At 59.1% G+C, this 16,126-nt stretch carries 18 protein-coding genes; 9 read left to right on the top strand and 9 right to left on the bottom strand.

Annotated elements, in window-relative coordinates; all coding sequences use genetic code 11:
- Positions 1–86: 86 nt before the first annotated feature.
- Positions 87–1,295, bottom strand: a complete 1,209-nt coding sequence (locus tag CRD20_RS05380; protein ID WP_049193393.1) for an MFS transporter — start codon at positions 1,293–1,295, stop codon at positions 87–89.
- A gap of 106 nt (positions 1,296–1,401) precedes the next feature.
- On the opposite strand from CRD20_RS05380, the gene CRD20_RS11165 reads away from it, so the two are divergent.
- Genes CRD20_RS11165 through CRD20_RS05370 form a run of 3 tightly spaced genes read left to right on the top strand, consistent with a single transcriptional unit; the run spans position 1,402 to position 3,468 of the window.
- Entirely contained in the window at positions 1,402–2,187 is a 786-nt protein-coding gene (locus tag CRD20_RS11165) for a trans-acting enoyl reductase family protein (protein WP_255468733.1), read from the top strand.
- On the top strand, positions 2,129–2,620 hold the full coding sequence (locus tag CRD20_RS11160; RefSeq protein WP_255468732.1) for a hypothetical protein: 492 nt from the start codon (positions 2,129–2,131) through the stop codon (positions 2,618–2,620). The genes CRD20_RS11165 and CRD20_RS11160 overlap by 59 nt, the downstream gene beginning before the upstream one ends.
- Positions 2,617–3,468, top strand: a complete 852-nt coding sequence (locus tag CRD20_RS05370) for an SDR family NAD(P)-dependent oxidoreductase (protein WP_187404997.1) — start codon at positions 2,617–2,619, stop codon at positions 3,466–3,468. The genes CRD20_RS11160 and CRD20_RS05370 overlap by 4 nt, the downstream gene beginning before the upstream one ends.
- Before the next feature lies 1 nt (position 3,469).
- Here the strand turns inward: CRD20_RS05370 and CRD20_RS05365 are convergent, their stop codons facing one another.
- The 3 genes from CRD20_RS05365 to CRD20_RS05355 all read right to left on the bottom strand — a co-directional run bounded on the left by CRD20_RS05365 (position 3,470) and on the right by CRD20_RS05355 (position 5,806).
- On the bottom strand, positions 3,470–3,805 hold the full coding sequence (locus CRD20_RS05365; RefSeq protein WP_049189837.1) for a YciI family protein: 336 nt from the start codon (positions 3,803–3,805) through the stop codon (positions 3,470–3,472).
- Between the two features lie 107 nt (positions 3,806–3,912).
- Positions 3,913–4,398 (bottom strand): hypothetical protein, encoded by a 486-nt coding sequence (locus tag CRD20_RS05360; protein ID WP_187404996.1) that lies wholly within the window; start codon positions 4,396–4,398, stop codon positions 3,913–3,915.
- A 79-nt stretch (positions 4,399–4,477) separates the two neighbouring features.
- Complete coding sequence (locus CRD20_RS05355) at positions 4,478–5,806, bottom strand: PepSY domain-containing protein (protein ID WP_187404995.1); 1,329 nt, start codon at positions 5,804–5,806, stop codon at positions 4,478–4,480.
- A gap of 145 nt (positions 5,807–5,951) precedes the next feature.
- Here CRD20_RS05355 and CRD20_RS05350 point away from each other — a divergent pair, with 145 nt between their 5' ends.
- Positions 5,952–6,989, top strand: coding sequence for an aldo/keto reductase (locus tag CRD20_RS05350; RefSeq protein ID WP_070642774.1), 1,038 nt, complete (start codon positions 5,952–5,954; stop codon positions 6,987–6,989).
- On the opposite strand, the gene CRD20_RS05345 is transcribed toward CRD20_RS05350, so the two are convergent.
- Positions 6,973–7,971: an LLM class oxidoreductase gene (locus CRD20_RS05345; RefSeq protein WP_070602192.1), complete on the bottom strand. Its 999-nt coding sequence runs from the start codon at positions 7,969–7,971 to the stop codon at positions 6,973–6,975. The two genes, CRD20_RS05350 and CRD20_RS05345, sit on opposite strands and share 17 nt — an antisense overlap.
- 54 nt (positions 7,972–8,025) lie before the next feature.
- Between CRD20_RS05345 and CRD20_RS05340 the strand changes: the two genes are divergently transcribed.
- Positions 8,026–8,943 (top strand): FAD-dependent oxidoreductase, encoded by a 918-nt coding sequence (locus CRD20_RS05340; protein ID WP_187404994.1) that lies wholly within the window; start codon positions 8,026–8,028, stop codon positions 8,941–8,943.
- On the opposite strand, the gene CRD20_RS05335 is transcribed toward CRD20_RS05340, so the two are convergent.
- Positions 8,900–9,421 carry a GNAT family N-acetyltransferase gene (locus CRD20_RS05335; protein ID WP_187404993.1) on the bottom strand — a complete coding sequence of 174 codons (522 nt, stop codon included), beginning with the start codon at positions 9,419–9,421 and terminating at the stop codon, positions 8,900–8,902. The genes CRD20_RS05340 and CRD20_RS05335 overlap by 44 nt on opposite strands.
- 296 nt (positions 9,422–9,717) lie before the next feature.
- On the opposite strand from CRD20_RS05335, the gene CRD20_RS05330 reads away from it, so the two are divergent.
- Entirely contained in the window at positions 9,718–10,947 is a 1,230-nt protein-coding gene (locus tag CRD20_RS05330; protein WP_187404992.1) for an HNH endonuclease signature motif containing protein, read from the top strand.
- Here the strand turns inward: CRD20_RS05330 and CRD20_RS05325 are convergent.
- Positions 10,944–11,270, bottom strand: a complete 327-nt coding sequence (locus CRD20_RS05325; RefSeq protein ID WP_005511827.1) for a transglycosylase family protein — start codon at positions 11,268–11,270, stop codon at positions 10,944–10,946. The two genes, CRD20_RS05330 and CRD20_RS05325, sit on opposite strands and share 4 nt — an antisense overlap.
- 93 nt (positions 11,271–11,363) lie before the next feature.
- Between CRD20_RS05325 and CRD20_RS05320 the strand changes: the two genes are divergently transcribed.
- Together CRD20_RS05320 and CRD20_RS05315 are read left to right on the top strand one after the other, a co-directional pair.
- The gene (locus tag CRD20_RS05320) at positions 11,364–12,377 is read left to right on the top strand and encodes an App1 family protein (RefSeq protein ID WP_187404991.1); all 1,014 of its coding nucleotides are present in this window, start codon (positions 11,364–11,366) and stop codon (positions 12,375–12,377) included.
- Entirely contained in the window at positions 12,374–13,066 is a 693-nt protein-coding gene (locus CRD20_RS05315) for an AAA family ATPase (protein ID WP_187404990.1), read from the top strand. Before CRD20_RS05320 ends, CRD20_RS05315 begins: the two co-directional genes overlap by 4 nt.
- Here the strand turns inward: CRD20_RS05315 and CRD20_RS05310 are convergent.
- Positions 13,050–14,432 (bottom strand): DHA2 family efflux MFS transporter permease subunit, encoded by a 1,383-nt coding sequence (locus CRD20_RS05310; RefSeq protein ID WP_187404989.1) that lies wholly within the window; start codon positions 14,430–14,432, stop codon positions 13,050–13,052. The two genes, CRD20_RS05315 and CRD20_RS05310, sit on opposite strands and share 17 nt — an antisense overlap.
- A gap of 59 nt (positions 14,433–14,491) precedes the next feature.
- On the opposite strand from CRD20_RS05310, the gene CRD20_RS05305 reads away from it, so the two are divergent.
- Entirely contained in the window at positions 14,492–14,908 is a 417-nt protein-coding gene (locus CRD20_RS05305) for an iron chaperone (protein WP_187404988.1), read from the top strand.
- Between the two features lie 38 nt (positions 14,909–14,946).
- Here CRD20_RS05305 and CRD20_RS05300 read toward each other — a convergent pair whose 3' ends face one another.
- Positions 14,947–15,762 carry a hypothetical protein gene (locus tag CRD20_RS05300; protein ID WP_048731909.1) on the bottom strand — a complete coding sequence of 272 codons (816 nt, stop codon included), beginning with the start codon at positions 15,760–15,762 and terminating at the stop codon, positions 14,947–14,949.
- Between the last annotated feature and the right edge of the window lie 364 nt (positions 15,763–16,126).

Raw genomic sequence — 16,126 nt, 5'->3', positions numbered from 1 at the left:
AAAAAATCACCGTTTTTTACATTAAGGGTTCGTTTCTTGGTGTCTAAATGTACCTTGCTGGCGATTTTCCCCCTACCGCGTTACCCTTAGCGCCTCGGCTTCAACCCCGCTACGGCACACGCGCCCGCGATGAAGGACAGCGCCACCAGCCACGGAATCAGCCCTGCCCACTCAAAGCGGCTGAACACCATGCCGGATACCCAACCGACAATGGACGAGCCCGCGTAGTAGCTGAACAGATACATCGATGATGCCTCGGCGCGGTCGCGCTGCGCCACCAGCCCCACACCGGACGAGGACAGCGAGTGGGCCACGAAGAACGATGCCGTGAACACGAGCACGCCCACGATCAGCGCGGGCAGCCACGGCAGCAGCGCCAGCCCCAGGCCCATGCACGCCGCCAGAGTCGCAATGGCGATGAGGCGACGGCGGCTCACCGTCTTCGCCCACACACCCGCGCGTGCCGACGACCACGTGCCCGACAGGTAGAGAATAAATACGAACCCTGCCAGTGCCGGGGAGAGCCCGAACTTATCGCCCAGCCGGAAGCCCAGGTAGTTGTACAGGGAGACAAACGCTCCCATAAACAGGAACGCCAGGGCGCACAGCGCCAGGATGCGCGGGTCGCGCAAGTGTCGCGCAATGGCCTGCCCCTCCCCTGCAAACGACAGTTTCTTCGGCTTAAACCTGCGCTGTTGCGGCAGGAAGTACCAGGTCAGAATGGCGAAGATGAACGCCACCGTCGCCGAGACCGCAATCGCCACCCGCCAGGAGGCGAACTCCAGCACAATGGACGGAATGATACGGCCGAGCAGGCCACCGACCGTCGTGCCCGAGATATACAGCCCCATCACGCGACTGACGTGGTCGGCGTGGACTTCCTCACTGACATACGCCATAGCCACTGCGGGCACACCGGCAATAACAATGCCCTGCAATAGGCGCAGCGCAATCATCGAACCGATGCCCGGCGCGATTGACACCACGAGCCCCAGTAGCGTTGCCACAAATGCGCTGATGACGATGACGCGCCTGCGCCCAAAGCGTTCCGACAAAATGGACACCGGGATAATCGCACAGGCCAAGCCACCGGTGGTGGCGGATACCGTCAGCGCGGCGGTGGCGGGGTCGACCGATAGCTCGTCGGAAAGCGTGGGCAGTAGCGCCTGCGTTGCGTAGAGCGCTTGGAACGATGCCAGGCCAGCGAAAAGCACAGCAATAAGCGCGCGGCGGAATCCGGGATCTTCTGGCCGCAGTCCTTCGATCTGTTCGGGGTTTTCGTTAGCGCTAGTCACTTGTCCTACGTTAGCCCTCCCTCCAAACCCCTCGCTGAATACACGGATTCAGAAAACCTTTTTAATTCGCCCGCGGTATCGCTTTCGTTTTATTAGTTTCGTAGGCATGACTACTTCTTCCGCACAGCCACAGAGTCGCAATCACGACCGCGAGTACGACATCGTCGTCTACGGTGCCACGGGTTTCGTGGGCCGTTTGATTGTGGACTATCTGGCTAAACACGCCGGTCAGACGAAGGTGGCGCTCGCAGGCAGGAACGCCCAGAAGCTTGCCGACGTCGCGGAGAACGCAGGCGTATTGGACTGGCCGGTCATTGTTGCGGATGCTGCCGACCAGCCGGCGGTGGCTGAGCTTGCGGCCAGTACAAAGGTGGTGCTGACCGTTGTGGGACCGTACGCGAAGTACGGTCGCACCCTGGTGGCCGAGTGCGCCAAGGCCGGTACTCACTACGTCGACCTGTGTGGCGAGGTGCTGTTCGTCCACGACTCCATCGCGAATAACCACGAGGTAGCGCAGCAGACCGGAGCGAAGATTGTCCACTCCTGCGGCTTCGACTCGATTCCTTCCGACGTCGCTGTCCGCGAGCTCCACGAGGCGGCCCACACCAAGCTCGGTGAGACAACCCTGCTGTTCAAGCACGTCAAGGGCGGTGTCTCCGGTGGCACCATCGATTCGGTCCGTGTCCAGCTTGCACAGGCCAAGAAGGACCCCAAGCTGCGTCGCATCATCGCCGATCAGTACGCCCTGGCTGAGCCGGGTCCCGACCAAGGTAAGTTCCGGCGTCGACCTGCGCCCGGCGCGCTTCCGCCGCCATTGGCGAGCACCCTTCTTCATGTCGCCGTTCAACACCCGCATTGTTCAGCGCTCGGCGATGCTGGCGGATTACGGTGATTCCTTCCGCTACCGCGAGCTACTCAATGTCGGCCATGGTCCGAGAGCTTTCGTGCGCGCAAATATTTTCGCGGCTGTCTGCAGGTTGGCGCTGGCGGCGATGGCATTTGAGCCGACGGCCAAGCTCATTGATAAGAAGCTGCCGAAGCCGGGTGAGGGCCCGAGCGCTGAAGAACAGGCCGAGGGACGCTTCACCATCGAGGCCTACACCGTCGATACTTCCGGTATTCACTGGCGTTCCAAGGTGTCTCTCGAGGAAGACCCCGGGTACGCAGGCACCGCGATCATGATTTCCAGCGCCGCCCTCGCACTCGTCCACGACGATCTGCCGGACGCTACCGGCGTGCTCACTCCTACTGTCGCGCTTGGCGACGCCCTGTCCCGCCGTCTCCGCGCGGGCGGCATGACCATTGAGGCGGTGCAGGCTCGATGATTGGTGGCCTGACCGGTGCTTTTGCGAATCTCACCCGCGGACCGAAACTGCCGAGTGTAGGTGGCGGCCGTGCGTTAGTGACCGGCGCTTCCTCCGGCATCGGCTGGGCATGCGCGGAGGCACTGGTCGAGGCCGGTTTCGAGGTCGTTGGTACGTCCCGCAGGGGCGCGGAGGCGCCGCACCCCGAGGGCGTGCAGATGGTGGCGCTCGACATGTCCAGCGCCGACGACATCGCTGCTGTGGTCGCCCACGGGCCTTACGACGTCGTCGTCGCCAACGCCGGTGAGAGCCAGTCGGGCGCTTTCGAGGAGCTACCCCGCGAGGCGCTTGAGCGTCTCTTCCAAGTCAATGTTCTGGGGCAGGTGGAGCTGTTACAGCAGCTGCTGCCCGGCATGCGCGAGGCCGGTCGTGGCCGAATTGTGCTGGTTGGCTCGATGCTCGGCGGGTTGCCGCTGTCCTACCGTTCTTCTTACGTGGCGACGAAGGCCGCTATCCGCGGCTTCGGGCTTTCGTTGCGCGGTGAAGTCGCGCAGTTCGGTATTGGGGTGACGGTTGTCGAGCCGGGTGCCATCAACACGGGGATTTCTACACGTCGGACGACGTATGGCGATGAGGGCTCCGTTTACGCTGCTGATGTCCACTGCATGCTGACGAAGTTGAATGCCAATGAGGAAGATGGCATTCCCGCTTCTGAGATTGCTGAGGTGGTTATGCGCGAAGTGGCTGCCGAGCGACCTTTGGCTCTAGTGGCGCGGGGGTCGTCGGCAAGCGTTGCAGTGCCCTTCATGCGGCGAATCCCGACGCAAGCGATGTTGACCATCATGCGCCGGGTGCACGGCCTACGGTGAGTTAATCGGCGACGGCGCGCATCTCGACGGCCTGCGCACACGCCTCCGCGGCTTCGTGGGCTAGGTTAATGGCCTCTTGCTCGTCTGCGACTTGGACGATCCAAAAAGCTGACGGGAACGTCATCGCGTTGTAGTACGGCAGATCGCTATGTGAACCATCCGGCAGCACCGTCATGGCATCCTCCGGCGGAACCAGCCCGCCGGACATAACCCAGTGACCTTCGTCCTGGAGCTTCTGATTGAAGCGTCCAATCCGTTCAAAGGCAGCGTGCATTTCCTCATCAGAGTCATACGCGTTGATATCTCTGCGGCCATGGACCGTGAAAAAGTACTGCACACCAAGCTCCTGAGTTTCGTTTTGCTAAGTGTAACAGATTGAGCGGGCTGGAACCGGGAATTTGCGGGGAATTTAGAGCTTTGGTTGAGCGTTTTTGCGGCCAGGGTCTAGTTCTCCTGTTGCGCAGCGGCGGCTCGCTGTGCCCTAATCTCCGCTACCTGCTGCTTGCGGGTATTGAAACCCATGCGCCACGGGGCGGCTAGACCTGACTCGGGGGCATGCGGGTTATCGCGCCAAGATTTGCCCTCGTTATAGGCCTGCGCGCCCTCACGGTATGCGGCGGACTGCTCAGTAAAGGTTGGATACGGCTGTTCGGTGGTCTGCCTGGCCTGCGCACCGACCGATTTCATTCTCGCGCGCAGTTCCTTGACTTTGTTCTCAATCTTTTTGTTGTAGCGTTCCTGCTGCTCTGCGATCTCAGCGAGTGCCTGTTGCTCGGTGATGGGGTCGAACGAGTCTTGTCCTGCCTTGTCGTAGGCTTCCTTAGCACGCGGGGTGCGCTCCCAATCACGCAAAGACGGATTGTAAACGCACCAGTCTTCCTGGCCGTCGTCTTTGTGAATACTGCCGCTGTGATCCCAATACCTTGTCATGCGTTTACCCTCCTGAGTGTTTTTCATGGGTCTTACCACGCCGTTAGGTACAGGGAACCCGAAGGCGACAGAACCTACACTAACCTCTCCGCAGCTTCCGCCAGACCCAATCAACGATCACGAAGCCAACGAGAGTCACACCAAACAGTGGTGCAACCACCGAGTAGGCAATCAGCAATGCCACAACAGCCGCTGCAACTCCCGGGCGAATGTCCCGCCAACGCGTCGGCGCCGGGAGCCTGCCAGGTCGGCCACCTCGACCGCGCCCAAACCACATGGCGTATCCGCGCACAATCATCGCCAACAAAGCGACACCGATCAGTGCCAGGACCAGCTGATTCACCCACCCGAACAGGATGCCCATGTGCGCGTTAATCAGCCATTCGGTCAGTTTCGCCGGCAGCGGCCAGTCCGAAAAATGAATCCGATCGACCATCGCTCCGGTCGAGCCGTCAACGGTGACGGTCTCAATGCCCATCCGCCATTCCTCGCGGGCTTCCTTGGCCATCCACACCGTGCCAGCCTCCGGTGGTGTCAGTTCGACTTTCCCGGACAGGCCCTCGACACGTGCGAGGTTCATAACACTATCTGCCTCTGACCAGTCATAATTCGCTGGTGCAGTCGCAGTCATGGCTGGTTTCGGTGCGTACCAGTCCATCGTCTCGCGCAGCTTTGCGATGCCCGTTCCAGCCACCCACGACCACGTCAGGCCGGTGACGGTCAGGAACAGAAGTCCAACGCTAACCGCCACGCCAACATTCGCGTGACGACGCATATGATGCGCCCTCTTACTCGTTCCCTGTGTCCGCTTGCGACGCGAACGATCCCACCAGAGCCAGAGGCCACCAATGGCCAGTGCGCCCATCCAGGATGCTGCCGTCTCGGAGTAGAGGCGACCAAAGTTGCTATCAATCCAGAGTCTGCGGTGCCCTTCCGAGATCCACGCCCGCAGTGGCAGCGCCGCCGAGGAACCATATTGCACCAGGTCACCCTTGATGCTCAGGTCGCCTGGGTCAACGAACACCGCATGCCGGTAGGACTCCGACTTCAGCTGCTCGTCATTGAACATCACTCGCGTTGTCTGCCCCGGCTTTTCCGGGACCTGCACCGCGGTCACCGGCAGGTCAGGGTGCACGCGCTGCGCGACCTCAACCTGCTTTTCCAGTGGTTGTGCGGGAAGGCTCGATGTTGCAGTTAGTTCTTCGTGGTAAACCACCTTTTCTATGCTCGGGGCGAGGGCATACGCCACGCCTGTGATAGCTGCAATAACAAGTAGTGGCGCAACGAGGATGCCTGCAACGACATGGATTCGGTGCAGTAATGCTCGTGGCCCACCATTTTTCTGAGTCTGTGCGACGGGGTTTGCGGCTGGCGTTCCAGCGGCATCGCCTGTGGCTATTGAAGTCATGCCTTATTAGTCGGACGAATTGCCTCAGTTGTTCCCCAGCAAGCTCACTTTTATTACTTCCAGGGGTAGCCATTCGGCCACGCGCCTCGTTGTCGGCCACCTTGTGCGCAACTACCCGTCGTTAAGCACGCGTACCCTCGTAGACATGGCTTACCCAGACGTGTACCGCGCCGATGAAAACCGCTATGAGACGATGCCGTACAACCGCTCCGGCAGTACAGGGCTGAAGCTTCCAGCCATTACACTGGGACTTTGGCATAACTTTGGTGATGACCGACCGCTCGAGACGCAGCGTGAAATCCTGCGCACCGCGTTCGACCACGGCGTCACGCACTTCGACCTCGCCAACAATTACGGCCCACCGCAGGGCTCTGCGGAGGCGAATTTCGGTCGCATCATGGCCAAGGATTTCGCTCCCTACCGCGATGAAATGATTATTTCCTCCAAGGCCGGTTGGTACATGCAGGATGGCCCCTACGGCTTCGGCGGCTCGCGGAAGTACCTCGTGGCCAGCTGCGATGCCTCGCTGAAGCGCATGGGCCTGGATTATGTGGACATTTTCTACCACCACCGCCCCGACCCGGATACGCCTATCGAGGAAACCGTCGCCGCCCTCGATTTCCTCGTCCGGTCGGGTCGCGCACTCTACGTCGGCGTGAGCTCCTACTCCCCCGAGCTCACTCGCCGCGCGCAGAAAATCGCCCGTGAGCTGGGCACACCGCTGACCATTCACCAGCCGAGCTACTCCATGTTCAACCGCTGGATCGAGGACGAGCTGCTGGCAACCTGCGCCGACGAAGGCATGGGCGTCATCGCCTTTTCCGCGCTTGCGCAGGGGCTTCTCACCGACCGCTACTTGGATGGCGTGCCGGAGTCCTCGCGTCTCGGGGCGCACAAGATGAACTCGGGGTTCCTCAACGACGACACGCTCACCGCCATCCGCGAGCTCAACGCCATTGCTTCACGACGAGGCCAGTCCCTGGCACAGATGGCCATCTCGTGGGTGCTCCGCCGTGACGAAGTGACCTCAGCCCTGATCGGTGCATCCTCGGTGAAGCAGCTGAAGAACAGCCTCGGCGCCCTGGACGCTGCACCGTTTAGCGATGAAGAACTCGCGGAGATCGACAAGTGGGCTGTCGACCGCGGGATTAATCAGTGGCAGGGCGCTACGGAGTCTGTGTAGGGAGCTCATCGAGCGCCGGCAGCACATACTCAATCAACTCATCAATCTGTTCTTCCGCATCCCGTTTAGAGGTACGGAAGTTGATGCTGACGTGATTAATACCGAGCTGGCGCTGGGATTGCAGCAGTTCAATGAGCTTGTTGCGGCCAAGGCGGTACCCGAAGTGGCCGCCCTGCGCGGGTGCGTCGGGGTCTTCGTGCAGGTCAATCCACAGTGATTCCAGGAAGGGTTTGAACACGTCCTCACCGCACTCCTGAGCCACCGCCTCCTGCCAGTTGGCGATGTTTTTCTTCTGCATCTCCAAACCCTTGTGGTACATGAACCAACCGTCGGTATGCGCGGCCTTCCACTCCAGGCTCTGCTGACAGGAGCCGGTGGCCAACAGCGGAACTCGGCGGGCCAGCGGCTTGGGCACCACATCGGATCCGCCCATCTTGCCCTCGGACCACCGGATAGGCCGGTAGCTGGTGCTGAGGGCCTTTTCATAGACCTCGATATGCTCGCGGAAACGCTCACCCCGCTTGCCTTTGTCCTGGTTAAAGGCGGGAAACTCCTCGGGTCGGTCACCGGTGGCGACGCCGAAGAGGAAACGGCCGTCGGAAAGCCTGTCCAGGGTGGCAGCGCGCTTGGCCATCACCAGCGGATGCTGGAAGGGCACGACGACTGCACCGGTGCCGAGCGCGATGTCGGTGGTGTGTGCGGCGATGTAGCTGAGGTACATCCAGGGGTCGTAGACCTGGCCGACGTCGCCGAATGTTTCCACGCGCAGCGGGATGTCGCGTGCCCACACCGCCGCGATGCCTGCGCGTTCGACTTTCTGAATCAGCCGAATCTGGTTGCTCAGCGCGTCCTTGGGCTCGGCTTCGGCATCCTGCTCGATGGGCAGGCTGAGCCCTACCGTGAGTCGGCCCGGCGCGAATGTGCGCTGGTAACCGGGTAGTTCGTCGATGGGCTTGTCCGAAAGGTCAAACAGCGAGCTCATGGTGCTCCACGGTAGTACAGCTCGAGGTGCGGCACTCGTCGTTAAGCTGGAAACATGCTTGAGGATGTCATCATCGTCGGTGGCGGCCAAGCTGCCCTCGCTACCGCCTATTACTTGCACAAACGCGGCATTGATCCGCTCATTCTGGACAATCAGCCCGCTCCCGGCGACTCCTGGCGCAATGTCTGGCCCTCACTGACGCTCTTTTCCACCCCGGACTTTTCCAACCTTCCGGGCATCCAGATGCCCAATTATGACGGTTTCCCGCCCGCTTCCCACGTGATTGAATACCTCAGCTCCTACGAAAAGCGCTACGAACTGCGCGTTCAGCGCCCGGTCACCGTCACGCACGTCTCCCATGACGGCATCTTCCACCTCACCAGCGATGCCGGCGACTTCGAATCCCGCCAGCTCATCGCCGCCACCGGCAACCGGCCCTTCGTCCCGTATTACCCCGGCACGACCACCGCGAAACAGTGGCATTCGACCAACTACCCAGGTCCCGAGCCATTCGAAGGCTCCCGCGTTGCCGTTGTCGGCGCGGCGAACTCCGGCGCACAAATAGCCTCTGAACTGGTACTTTCCAACATCGACACCACCTGGTTCACCCGCCACGAACCACGCTGGATGCCCGACGACGTCGACGGCCGCGTCCTGTTCAAACGCTACCGCCAGGGCTCCACCGACAGCATCGGCGACATCGTTGTCCTACCGCCCGTCCGCAAAGCCCGCGACTCCGGCGCACTCACCTGGACGCCCATGTTTTCTTCGCTTGACGACGTCCACGCGGACCACCTCATCTGGTGCACCGGTTTCCGCCCAGCGCTCGGCCCTTTCCGCAGCGTCAACTCTGACCTCATCGAGTTCGTCGGCTACGGCGACTGGGTTGGCCCCGGTGCCGCCACGATTATGGGCGTTGGCCCCTTCGCTAAGCGCGCGGCCGAGCGGGTGGCTGCCCGTCTGTCAGCATGACCTGCATTAGCATCATGTCCAACCAGCGCCCGTTCTTCGCCCCCACCTGCGGCAGCAGTCCAACACACTGGAAGCCATACTTTTTGTGCAGCGCTATCGATCCCTCGTTACTGCCTTCAATCGCCGCAACCAAGACATGCTTTCCCGCCTCGCAAGCAGCATCGATGGTCGCGCTTAACAGTGCGCCGCCAATCCCCCGACCCTGAAAGTTCGGATGCACGTAGATGGAGTTTTCCACCGTGTACCGAAACCCGTCGAAGTCACGGAAATCGCTAAAGGTGGCATACCCAGCGACTTCGTCGTCAAGCGTGGCGACGAAAACCGGGTAGCCCTTGTCCCAGTGCGCCTCCAGCCATGCGATGCGATTCTCCGCGCTGACGGTGTCATCGTTCCAGATGGCGACGGTGTTGATTACGGCTTCGTTGTAGATCTCCGCGATTGCCGCGGCATCGTCCCGCGTTGCGTGCCGGATGATCATGGTTTTACTCCCCGCTGTCTGCGCTGTTTCTGTGCTGTTTTCTACAGCTCCGCTTTTATGAAAGCGAGATTACCAAGCTTTCGTTTTCGAACGGGTGTTTTATTTGTATTTTGGTACGCCACCCCGCGAACAACCCACAAACACCCAGGTACAATGTGCTTTTATGGTCGACTAACCACCTTCGAAAACTCCTCAAAATTCTCTTTCATTTCTCTTTACAAGCCAGAAAAGCGTCTGTAAGATAGCAAGTAAGTTCGAAAGAAAACCGACAACCATTGGAGCACCAGGGGGATCCAATGAAGTCCGAACAAGTACCCGAACCATATTGGGCTCATGAGAATTCTGAAGATGAGCTCTCAGCACTCGCGCGGGCTACCAACCGCGCCCAACTTGAGTTAATTGAAGCCTGCTGCCCTGCAGGTGATGATGACGTTGAAAACCATGCCGCTCGCATCAGCGTTCGGTTGGGAATCACTCGCAGTGAGGCACTGCGTATCTGTGACATTGGCCTGTTGCTGGAGAAAATGCCACAGTTGGCGGAATATGCCCGGGAAAGCTGTGCATTGTCCATGCGACAACTCGGCATCATTGCACATGGCGTGGTCGGCATCGAGCCTGATCAAATACCCGATGCAGAGAAGAAGATTCTGGCATTGGTTACGCCACGGAAGCGTCGTCAAGCAATGATTGGTCCTCGCACGCTCACCACCAAAATTGGTGATATTGCTGCGGATTTGGATGACCGCGCTCGTGCCGACGGCACAATTCCCACCATCACCGATACGGAATCGGTGACTCTGGTGGAACGTCCCGACAGCTACTCCCAAATCATTCTCACCCTGCGGCCGGACCGCGCCTATTTTGCCATGTGCGCAATTGAAACGGTCTTCCGCGCGAATGAGGAAATGACGCAGGCGGATGCATTTGTGGAACTCATCCACCAGCGCACCAATGCGGAAGTTGTGCTCAATGTTTTCCGCGAGCCCCACAGTGATGATGCCTGGCTGGACGGCGCCGGCTGGCTTGGCGCGCTGGTCACGGAAGAGTGGATGCAAAAGGTGACGCATGTCCGCCTCTCAGCAGACAGCGCCACCAATGGTTACCGTCCAACTCCAGCGCAGGTCGCCCGCGTCCACGGTCGCGACGGCACGTGTCGCTTCCCCGGCTGCGAAGTCCCAGCATATAAGTGCGATATTGACCATATCGCGCCGTACAACCAGGAAGCCCCCGAAGCCGGTGGCCCCACCGACACGCAGAATCTGCACTGCCTATGCAGGAAGCACCACAACCTGAAAACCCACAAGCTCTGGGATATCACCGCTTATGAGGACGGCTCAGAGGTGTGGTCCTCTGCCGACGGCGTTACCGCGGCGACCGTCCCGGCCGGACCATTAGCCGGGTTCGGCCGACAGACTTTTGACAAACGCGCTACTCAGAAGACGAAAGCACGCCATGACCACTACATGAAGTGGTGGCTGTCATTCGCGGCTGTGCCAGATCTGGTCTTTGATGATGGGGAGGATTAACCCAGCGGACCACCGCAGTTCGGCCATGCGCCAGCACCCTGGGAGGCAAGCACGCGCTCGCCAATCTCAATCTGCTGCTCCTTAGTGGCCTGGTCAGCCGTCGGTGCGTACTGGTCACCGCCGTGGCCACTCCAGGTCTGCTGCGAGAACTGCAGTCCGCCGTAGTAGCCGTTACCGGTATTGGTCTGCCAATTTCCGCCGGACTCACAAGCCGCAACCTGATCCCAGGCGCTGACTGATGCAGCGTTAGCGGCGGCGGTCGGGGCAGCAATCATGCCTGCTGCCACAGCGGCGGATGCGATGAACTTACCGGAAAAACGCATAAAGAGAGAACACTCCTAAAGGGTTGACTTTTCTCTTGGGCGACCAACCTACGCGCACCCTCCCCCGTCCTGTCAACCCGTATCCTGGAAAGCATGTCCGTGGCAGATGTCGTCCGCAAGACCGAAAGAAGGATCAACGCGCTGGCCGCCAAGCGTTCCAAAAACGCTGGTTGGGAACCGGAAATCATCGGTTTCACCGGGTACGGAAATGCAGAGCGCGTTCGCGTATTCGGCCGTGTCCTCCTGAAGGATCCGGCCAATAAACGAGACGAAGAACGAAACAAAAAACGCGGATTTTGGCAGTTCTTTACCGTCGAACTCGCGGACTTTCCCGTCACCATCACTGCCGGCAATCGCACCGTGGAAACCACCACGGATAGCAACGGCTACATCGAGGTGCTGATTCGGAATCACGGCCTGGAACCCGGCTGGCACGAAATCACCATCAACGACACTCCTGCAGAGGTCCTCATCCTCTCCCCGGAGACCAAATACGGCATCGTCTCCGATATTGATGACACCGTGTTGGTCACCATGCTGCCGCGCGCCCTCATCGCCGCCTACAACTCCTGGGTCAAGGAGACAGACGAGCGCAAGGCCGTCGCTGGCTTCAGCGAGTTTTATGCGCAACTCCGTCGTCGTTACGCGAGCAAAACCGACGAGGACACGGACGTTCCCGTCATCTATCTCTCCACCGGAGCGTGGAACACCTTCAGCACCCTAAAAAAGTTCCTGCACCGCAACAACCTGCCGAAGGGCCCACTGCTTCTCACCGATTGGGGGCCAACGCCCACCGGCCTGTTCCGCTCGGGCAAGGAACACAAGAAGGTGCGACTTCGCGACCTGTTTATTGACTTCCCCGAAATCAACTGGATTCTCGTCGGCGATGATGGCCAGTACGACCCGCTCATCTACGGCACGGCCGCGGCGGAGCATCCCGACAAGGTCGCGGCCATCGCAATCCGCAACCTCACTCCCAGCGAGCACGTGCTCTCTCACGGCACGGCGGTGCCAATTGAAAAACTGGAGAACAAGGAGGTCCCGTTCATCGAGGGCGCCGACGGCTATGAACTGCTCAAACAGATTGACCAGCTGCCGCAACCATGATCTATCTCCGTCATGCCCGTATTCACGATGATGCCGAGCTCCCGGCGTACGTCGTAAAGCTCGCGCTGCCCTTCCCCATGACCTTCACCACGCCGATTACCATCCTGACCGGCGAAAACGGCAAGGGAAAGTCGACGGTGCTGGAGGCGTTGGCGTCGGCGATGGGTGTCGATACGGACGGCGGCTCGCGGTACAAGACGCAAGAGCGCACCTCCCCGGTCCCGCTGGCGCTGACCAGGCGCAATCCCCCGGACACGTTCTTCTTTCGCGGCGACGCGCATCTGAACCTCGCGCGCTATTACGAGTCGCTTGGGCAGCTACCAGGTGGCAGAGAAATGGCCGACCTCACCCAAATGAGCCATGGCCAATCCATCATGGCGCTAGCCGAACGCCGCCTCAGCCCCGAATCACTGATCTTCCTCGACGAACCCGAAGCCGGCCTGTCGGTACTGCGCCAGCTGGAACTCCTCGGCCGCCTCGGCGCGCTCGCGGAAGCCGGCGCACAAATCATCATGGCGACGCATTCCCCCATCCTGCTCGCCGCGCCAGAAGCAACGATTATTTCGCTTGACGACGCCGACACCACCCACTTCGAAGACACCCTCGCGGTACGGGCAACCAGGGATTTCCTAGCCGATCCCGTCGGCATCGCGGACTACATGGTGGAGCGTTTTACTTCGGATTCTTAAGCCCCAGCGCCGCCACGACACCCAGGGCCGACAGTGCCACCGGCAACCACATCGCGTCACTCATGGCGGTGGTGAAGTCGCCACGGTTGCTGCTGAGAGCTGCGGCCATGACGGTAGCAATCAGCGCGCTGCCCAGCACACTGCCAATCTGGCGGATGGTGTTGTACACACCGGAGGCGGCACCAGCGAGGGACGGGTCGATGTTGCGGGTGGCAGCCGTCGACAGCGTGCCCCAAATAAACGCGTTTGCCACACCGAATGCGGCGCCCGGCAGCAGCAGCCACAGCACGGAGAGGTCCTCGTGGATGAGGTAGTGGAACCCAAGCATGCCCACCAGCGAGGACCCAAAACCAATCAGCGCGAACTCGCGGAACTCCAGCCGGTCCAGCATTCGCCCAGTCCACGGTGCCATGACACCGGAAATGACCGCCTGCGGCACGAGCAGTAGTGAGGCCTGGATGGTCGATAGGTCGCGAGCATTCTGGGCGAAGAGGATGATTGGGAAACCAACCGCGACCACCAGCGCCCCCGTCACAGCAATCGCCAGCGAGGAGATGGTGAAGTTGCGATCCTTAAAAAGGGACAGTGGCATCAACGGTTCGGCCGTGGTCTTGGCCTCCCACGCGGTGAATAGTCCAAGAACCACCACGCCACCGGCAATCAGTGCCCAGATCCAACCGGACCAGCCGGCACTCTCCCCCTCCTGAATGCCGAAGACCAGCAGGAACATACCAATCGCGCTGAGTACAACACCGAGATAATCAATCTTGTTGCGGTGTGTCTCAAATGTCGGCAGATAGCGGAACGCAAAGACGAGCCCGATCAGCCCAATCGGCACATTAATGAGGAAAATCCAGCGCCAACTCAGCAGCTCAATCAACACGCCACCGGCCAGCGGCCCCGTCAGCGAGGCAATTCCGGCCGCCGCACCCCACAGGCCCATCGCCGCGCCACGATGCGCCGGCGGAAACATCTGCGTAATCAGCGCCATCGTCTGCGGCGTCAGCAGCGCGGCCCCCAGTCCCTGCACCACGCGGGCAATGATCAGCATGCTTAACGACGGCGCCAACCCACACGCCAGCGACGCCAACACGAAGATAACCAGGCCCGCTACATAGGTGTGCTTGACTCCCCAGAGGTCACCGAGCCTGCCAGTAATGAGCAACGGCACGGCATAGGCCAGCAGATAACCACTGGTCACCCACATGACCTGGTTGAGCTCACCGCCCAGTTCATGCTGGATGGTGTTGATACCAACGGTGACAATGGTGGCGTCGACCAGAATCATGAAGAAGCCGAGCAAAACGGTCCATAGCGCTGGCCACGCCTTTTTGGGATCAAACTGAGTATTCAAATCTGTAGCCACTCGGAGTCATGTTAGTTGATGGCTCGGCTATTAGTTGAGGGCACAGTAAAATCCAAGGCATGGCTGTTCAGCATATGACCGAAGAAACCATCGCCGAGTTCTTCGCCGATCACCTCTCGCGGGTAGATGATGACACGCAGCGCGCTGTCGCTCTCGAGGTCCTGGAATGGGTCCATGAAAAGTACCCGGAACTGGGCGTTCGCATTGCTTGGAATCAGCCGATGTTCACGCTCGATGGCACTTTTATCATCGGTTTCTCCTACGCCAAGAAACACATGGCGATCGCCCCGGAACGCGACGGCATTGAAAAGTTCTCCGACGACTTCGATGCCCGCGGCCTCTCCTACGGAAAAATGATGGTCCGTTTCCCCTGGCCAAAAGATGGCAAGGCCGAGTCGATGCCGCTGGACCTGCTGGCCAAGATGATTGAGTTCAACATCGAGGACAAGCGCGGGATGACCAAGTTTTGGCGATAGGCCGGGATTGATTACCAGACCTGGAAGCTGCCAAGCATTTAATGAGCATTCCTTTCCTCAGCGAGATTGCGGAGGAATGCGTCTTTGTCGTCGCAGTAAATCTCAATCGAGAAAACGGTCATTAGCCCCTTGTAAAGATCTTCTGCCACGACTTGCGAATCCACTTCTAATCTGACGTTCACTTCACTCAAAACAGGCACCCTGAGATTGCCGTCCTCGTCAATTGCTATGTCCCCTCCTTCACCTGCCGTTACGGAGCTCGCATGACGTAACTGTGACCACGGAATTTCGCAAATAAGCCTTCGCCCATTTCGCAGTACGAGTCCTTGCGGTGTTATGAGATGCGGATGGTCCCGAACAGTTACGTAAAATCCAGATAGAAGAACTACGGCATAAACACTAATTACCAGCAATAAATATCGCCAAAGTGCATTAGAAATGGCAAAATGCACAATGCTGATTTCTACAACGCTTAGCGCCAGTATCATAAAAACAACAGTTCGAAGGTTTCTATGTACAGTGAAGGCTCTGACTTCACTGTCGACATTTTTCTGAGGCCTAAAGAATGCGAAAGCAGCTATCAGTGAACCAACTTCCGAAACGAGTAGCGCTAGTATTTTTCGAGGTACACCAAATTTCTTCGCCGTCTCGGACAGTGAAGCAGCCCATGACCTGCCATTTCTGAGATAGTCTTGCCACATACCCCCAAACAGCAAGAGAAAAGCCGCAACCATCACCACCAGCGGCAACAGGAATACCCAACCCGGCAAACCAGATACCACATTCATAAGAAGGAAAAGAACTCCTTCAAAAATAATTGCGGTAAACAGTATTGCTCTAAATACACTTTTCACGCTTGCCCTCCGATTATGAATTGTCAGGTTTTCCCCGGAAGAAGATTCCTCACCATGCAAGCTCTCTTAATACTTCTTACACATTCTTGGGTTGATTTTTCACGATATAAACAGGTACCAAATGATCGTCAAAATATGACCGTGAATCAATTTCATGACTGAACATCGCTATATCAATGCCCCAGATGGGGATGCGCACCGCATTACAGCCAGCTAAGAGATAGGGCCGACTACCCTCGTGCACATCTCAAAACTATTCAAGTTTTCTACTGCTTTCAATACAAAATCAGTTTTTGAGGTTTTTGCTCCTCTTCTCGCGAGCTGGCTGCGATGCTAGCTGGCCGACGCATCCGACGACTTATGG

The sequence above is a fragment of the Corynebacterium sp. LK33 genome (assembly GCF_014334955.1).
Lineage (GTDB): Bacteria > Actinomycetota > Actinomycetes > Mycobacteriales > Mycobacteriaceae > Corynebacterium > Corynebacterium jeikeium_D.
Note: the sequence above shows the minus strand (reverse complement) of the source record. Positions and strands in the feature narration are given on the sequence as shown.

What these genes read in the sequence shown, in the direction of transcription:
- CRD20_RS05335 (WP_187404993.1), bottom strand. Translation starts at nt 9,421, where the DNA reads ATGATCATCCGGCACGCAACGCGGGACGATGCCGCGGCAATCGCGGAG.
- CRD20_RS05330 (WP_187404992.1), top strand. Translation starts at nt 9,718, where the DNA reads ATGAAGTCCGAACAAGTACCCGAACCATATTGGGCTCATGAGAATTCT.
- CRD20_RS11165 (WP_255468733.1), top strand. Translation starts at nt 1,402, where the DNA reads ATGACTACTTCTTCCGCACAGCCACAGAGTCGCAATCACGACCGCGAG.
- CRD20_RS05355 (WP_187404995.1), bottom strand. Translation starts at nt 5,806, where the DNA reads ATGACTTCAATAGCCACAGGCGATGCCGCTGGAACGCCAGCCGCAAAC.
- CRD20_RS05305 (WP_187404988.1), top strand. Translation starts at nt 14,492, where the DNA reads ATGGCTGTTCAGCATATGACCGAAGAAACCATCGCCGAGTTCTTCGCC.
- CRD20_RS05370 (WP_187404997.1), top strand. Translation starts at nt 2,617, where the DNA reads ATGATTGGTGGCCTGACCGGTGCTTTTGCGAATCTCACCCGCGGACCG.
- CRD20_RS05325 (WP_005511827.1), bottom strand. Translation starts at nt 11,270, where the DNA reads ATGCGTTTTTCCGGTAAGTTCATCGCATCCGCCGCTGTGGCAGCAGGC.
- CRD20_RS05315 (WP_187404990.1), top strand. Translation starts at nt 12,374, where the DNA reads ATGATCTATCTCCGTCATGCCCGTATTCACGATGATGCCGAGCTCCCG.
- CRD20_RS05345 (WP_070602192.1), bottom strand. Translation starts at nt 7,971, where the DNA reads ATGAGCTCGCTGTTTGACCTTTCGGACAAGCCCATCGACGAACTACCC.
- CRD20_RS05340 (WP_187404994.1), top strand. Translation starts at nt 8,026, where the DNA reads ATGCTTGAGGATGTCATCATCGTCGGTGGCGGCCAAGCTGCCCTCGCT.
- CRD20_RS05320 (WP_187404991.1), top strand. Translation starts at nt 11,364, where the DNA reads ATGTCCGTGGCAGATGTCGTCCGCAAGACCGAAAGAAGGATCAACGCG.
- CRD20_RS11160 (WP_255468732.1), top strand. Translation starts at nt 2,129, where the DNA reads ATGTCGCCGTTCAACACCCGCATTGTTCAGCGCTCGGCGATGCTGGCG.
- CRD20_RS05360 (WP_187404996.1), bottom strand. Translation starts at nt 4,398, where the DNA reads ATGACAAGGTATTGGGATCACAGCGGCAGTATTCACAAAGACGACGGC.
- CRD20_RS05350 (WP_070642774.1), top strand. Translation starts at nt 5,952, where the DNA reads ATGGCTTACCCAGACGTGTACCGCGCCGATGAAAACCGCTATGAGACG.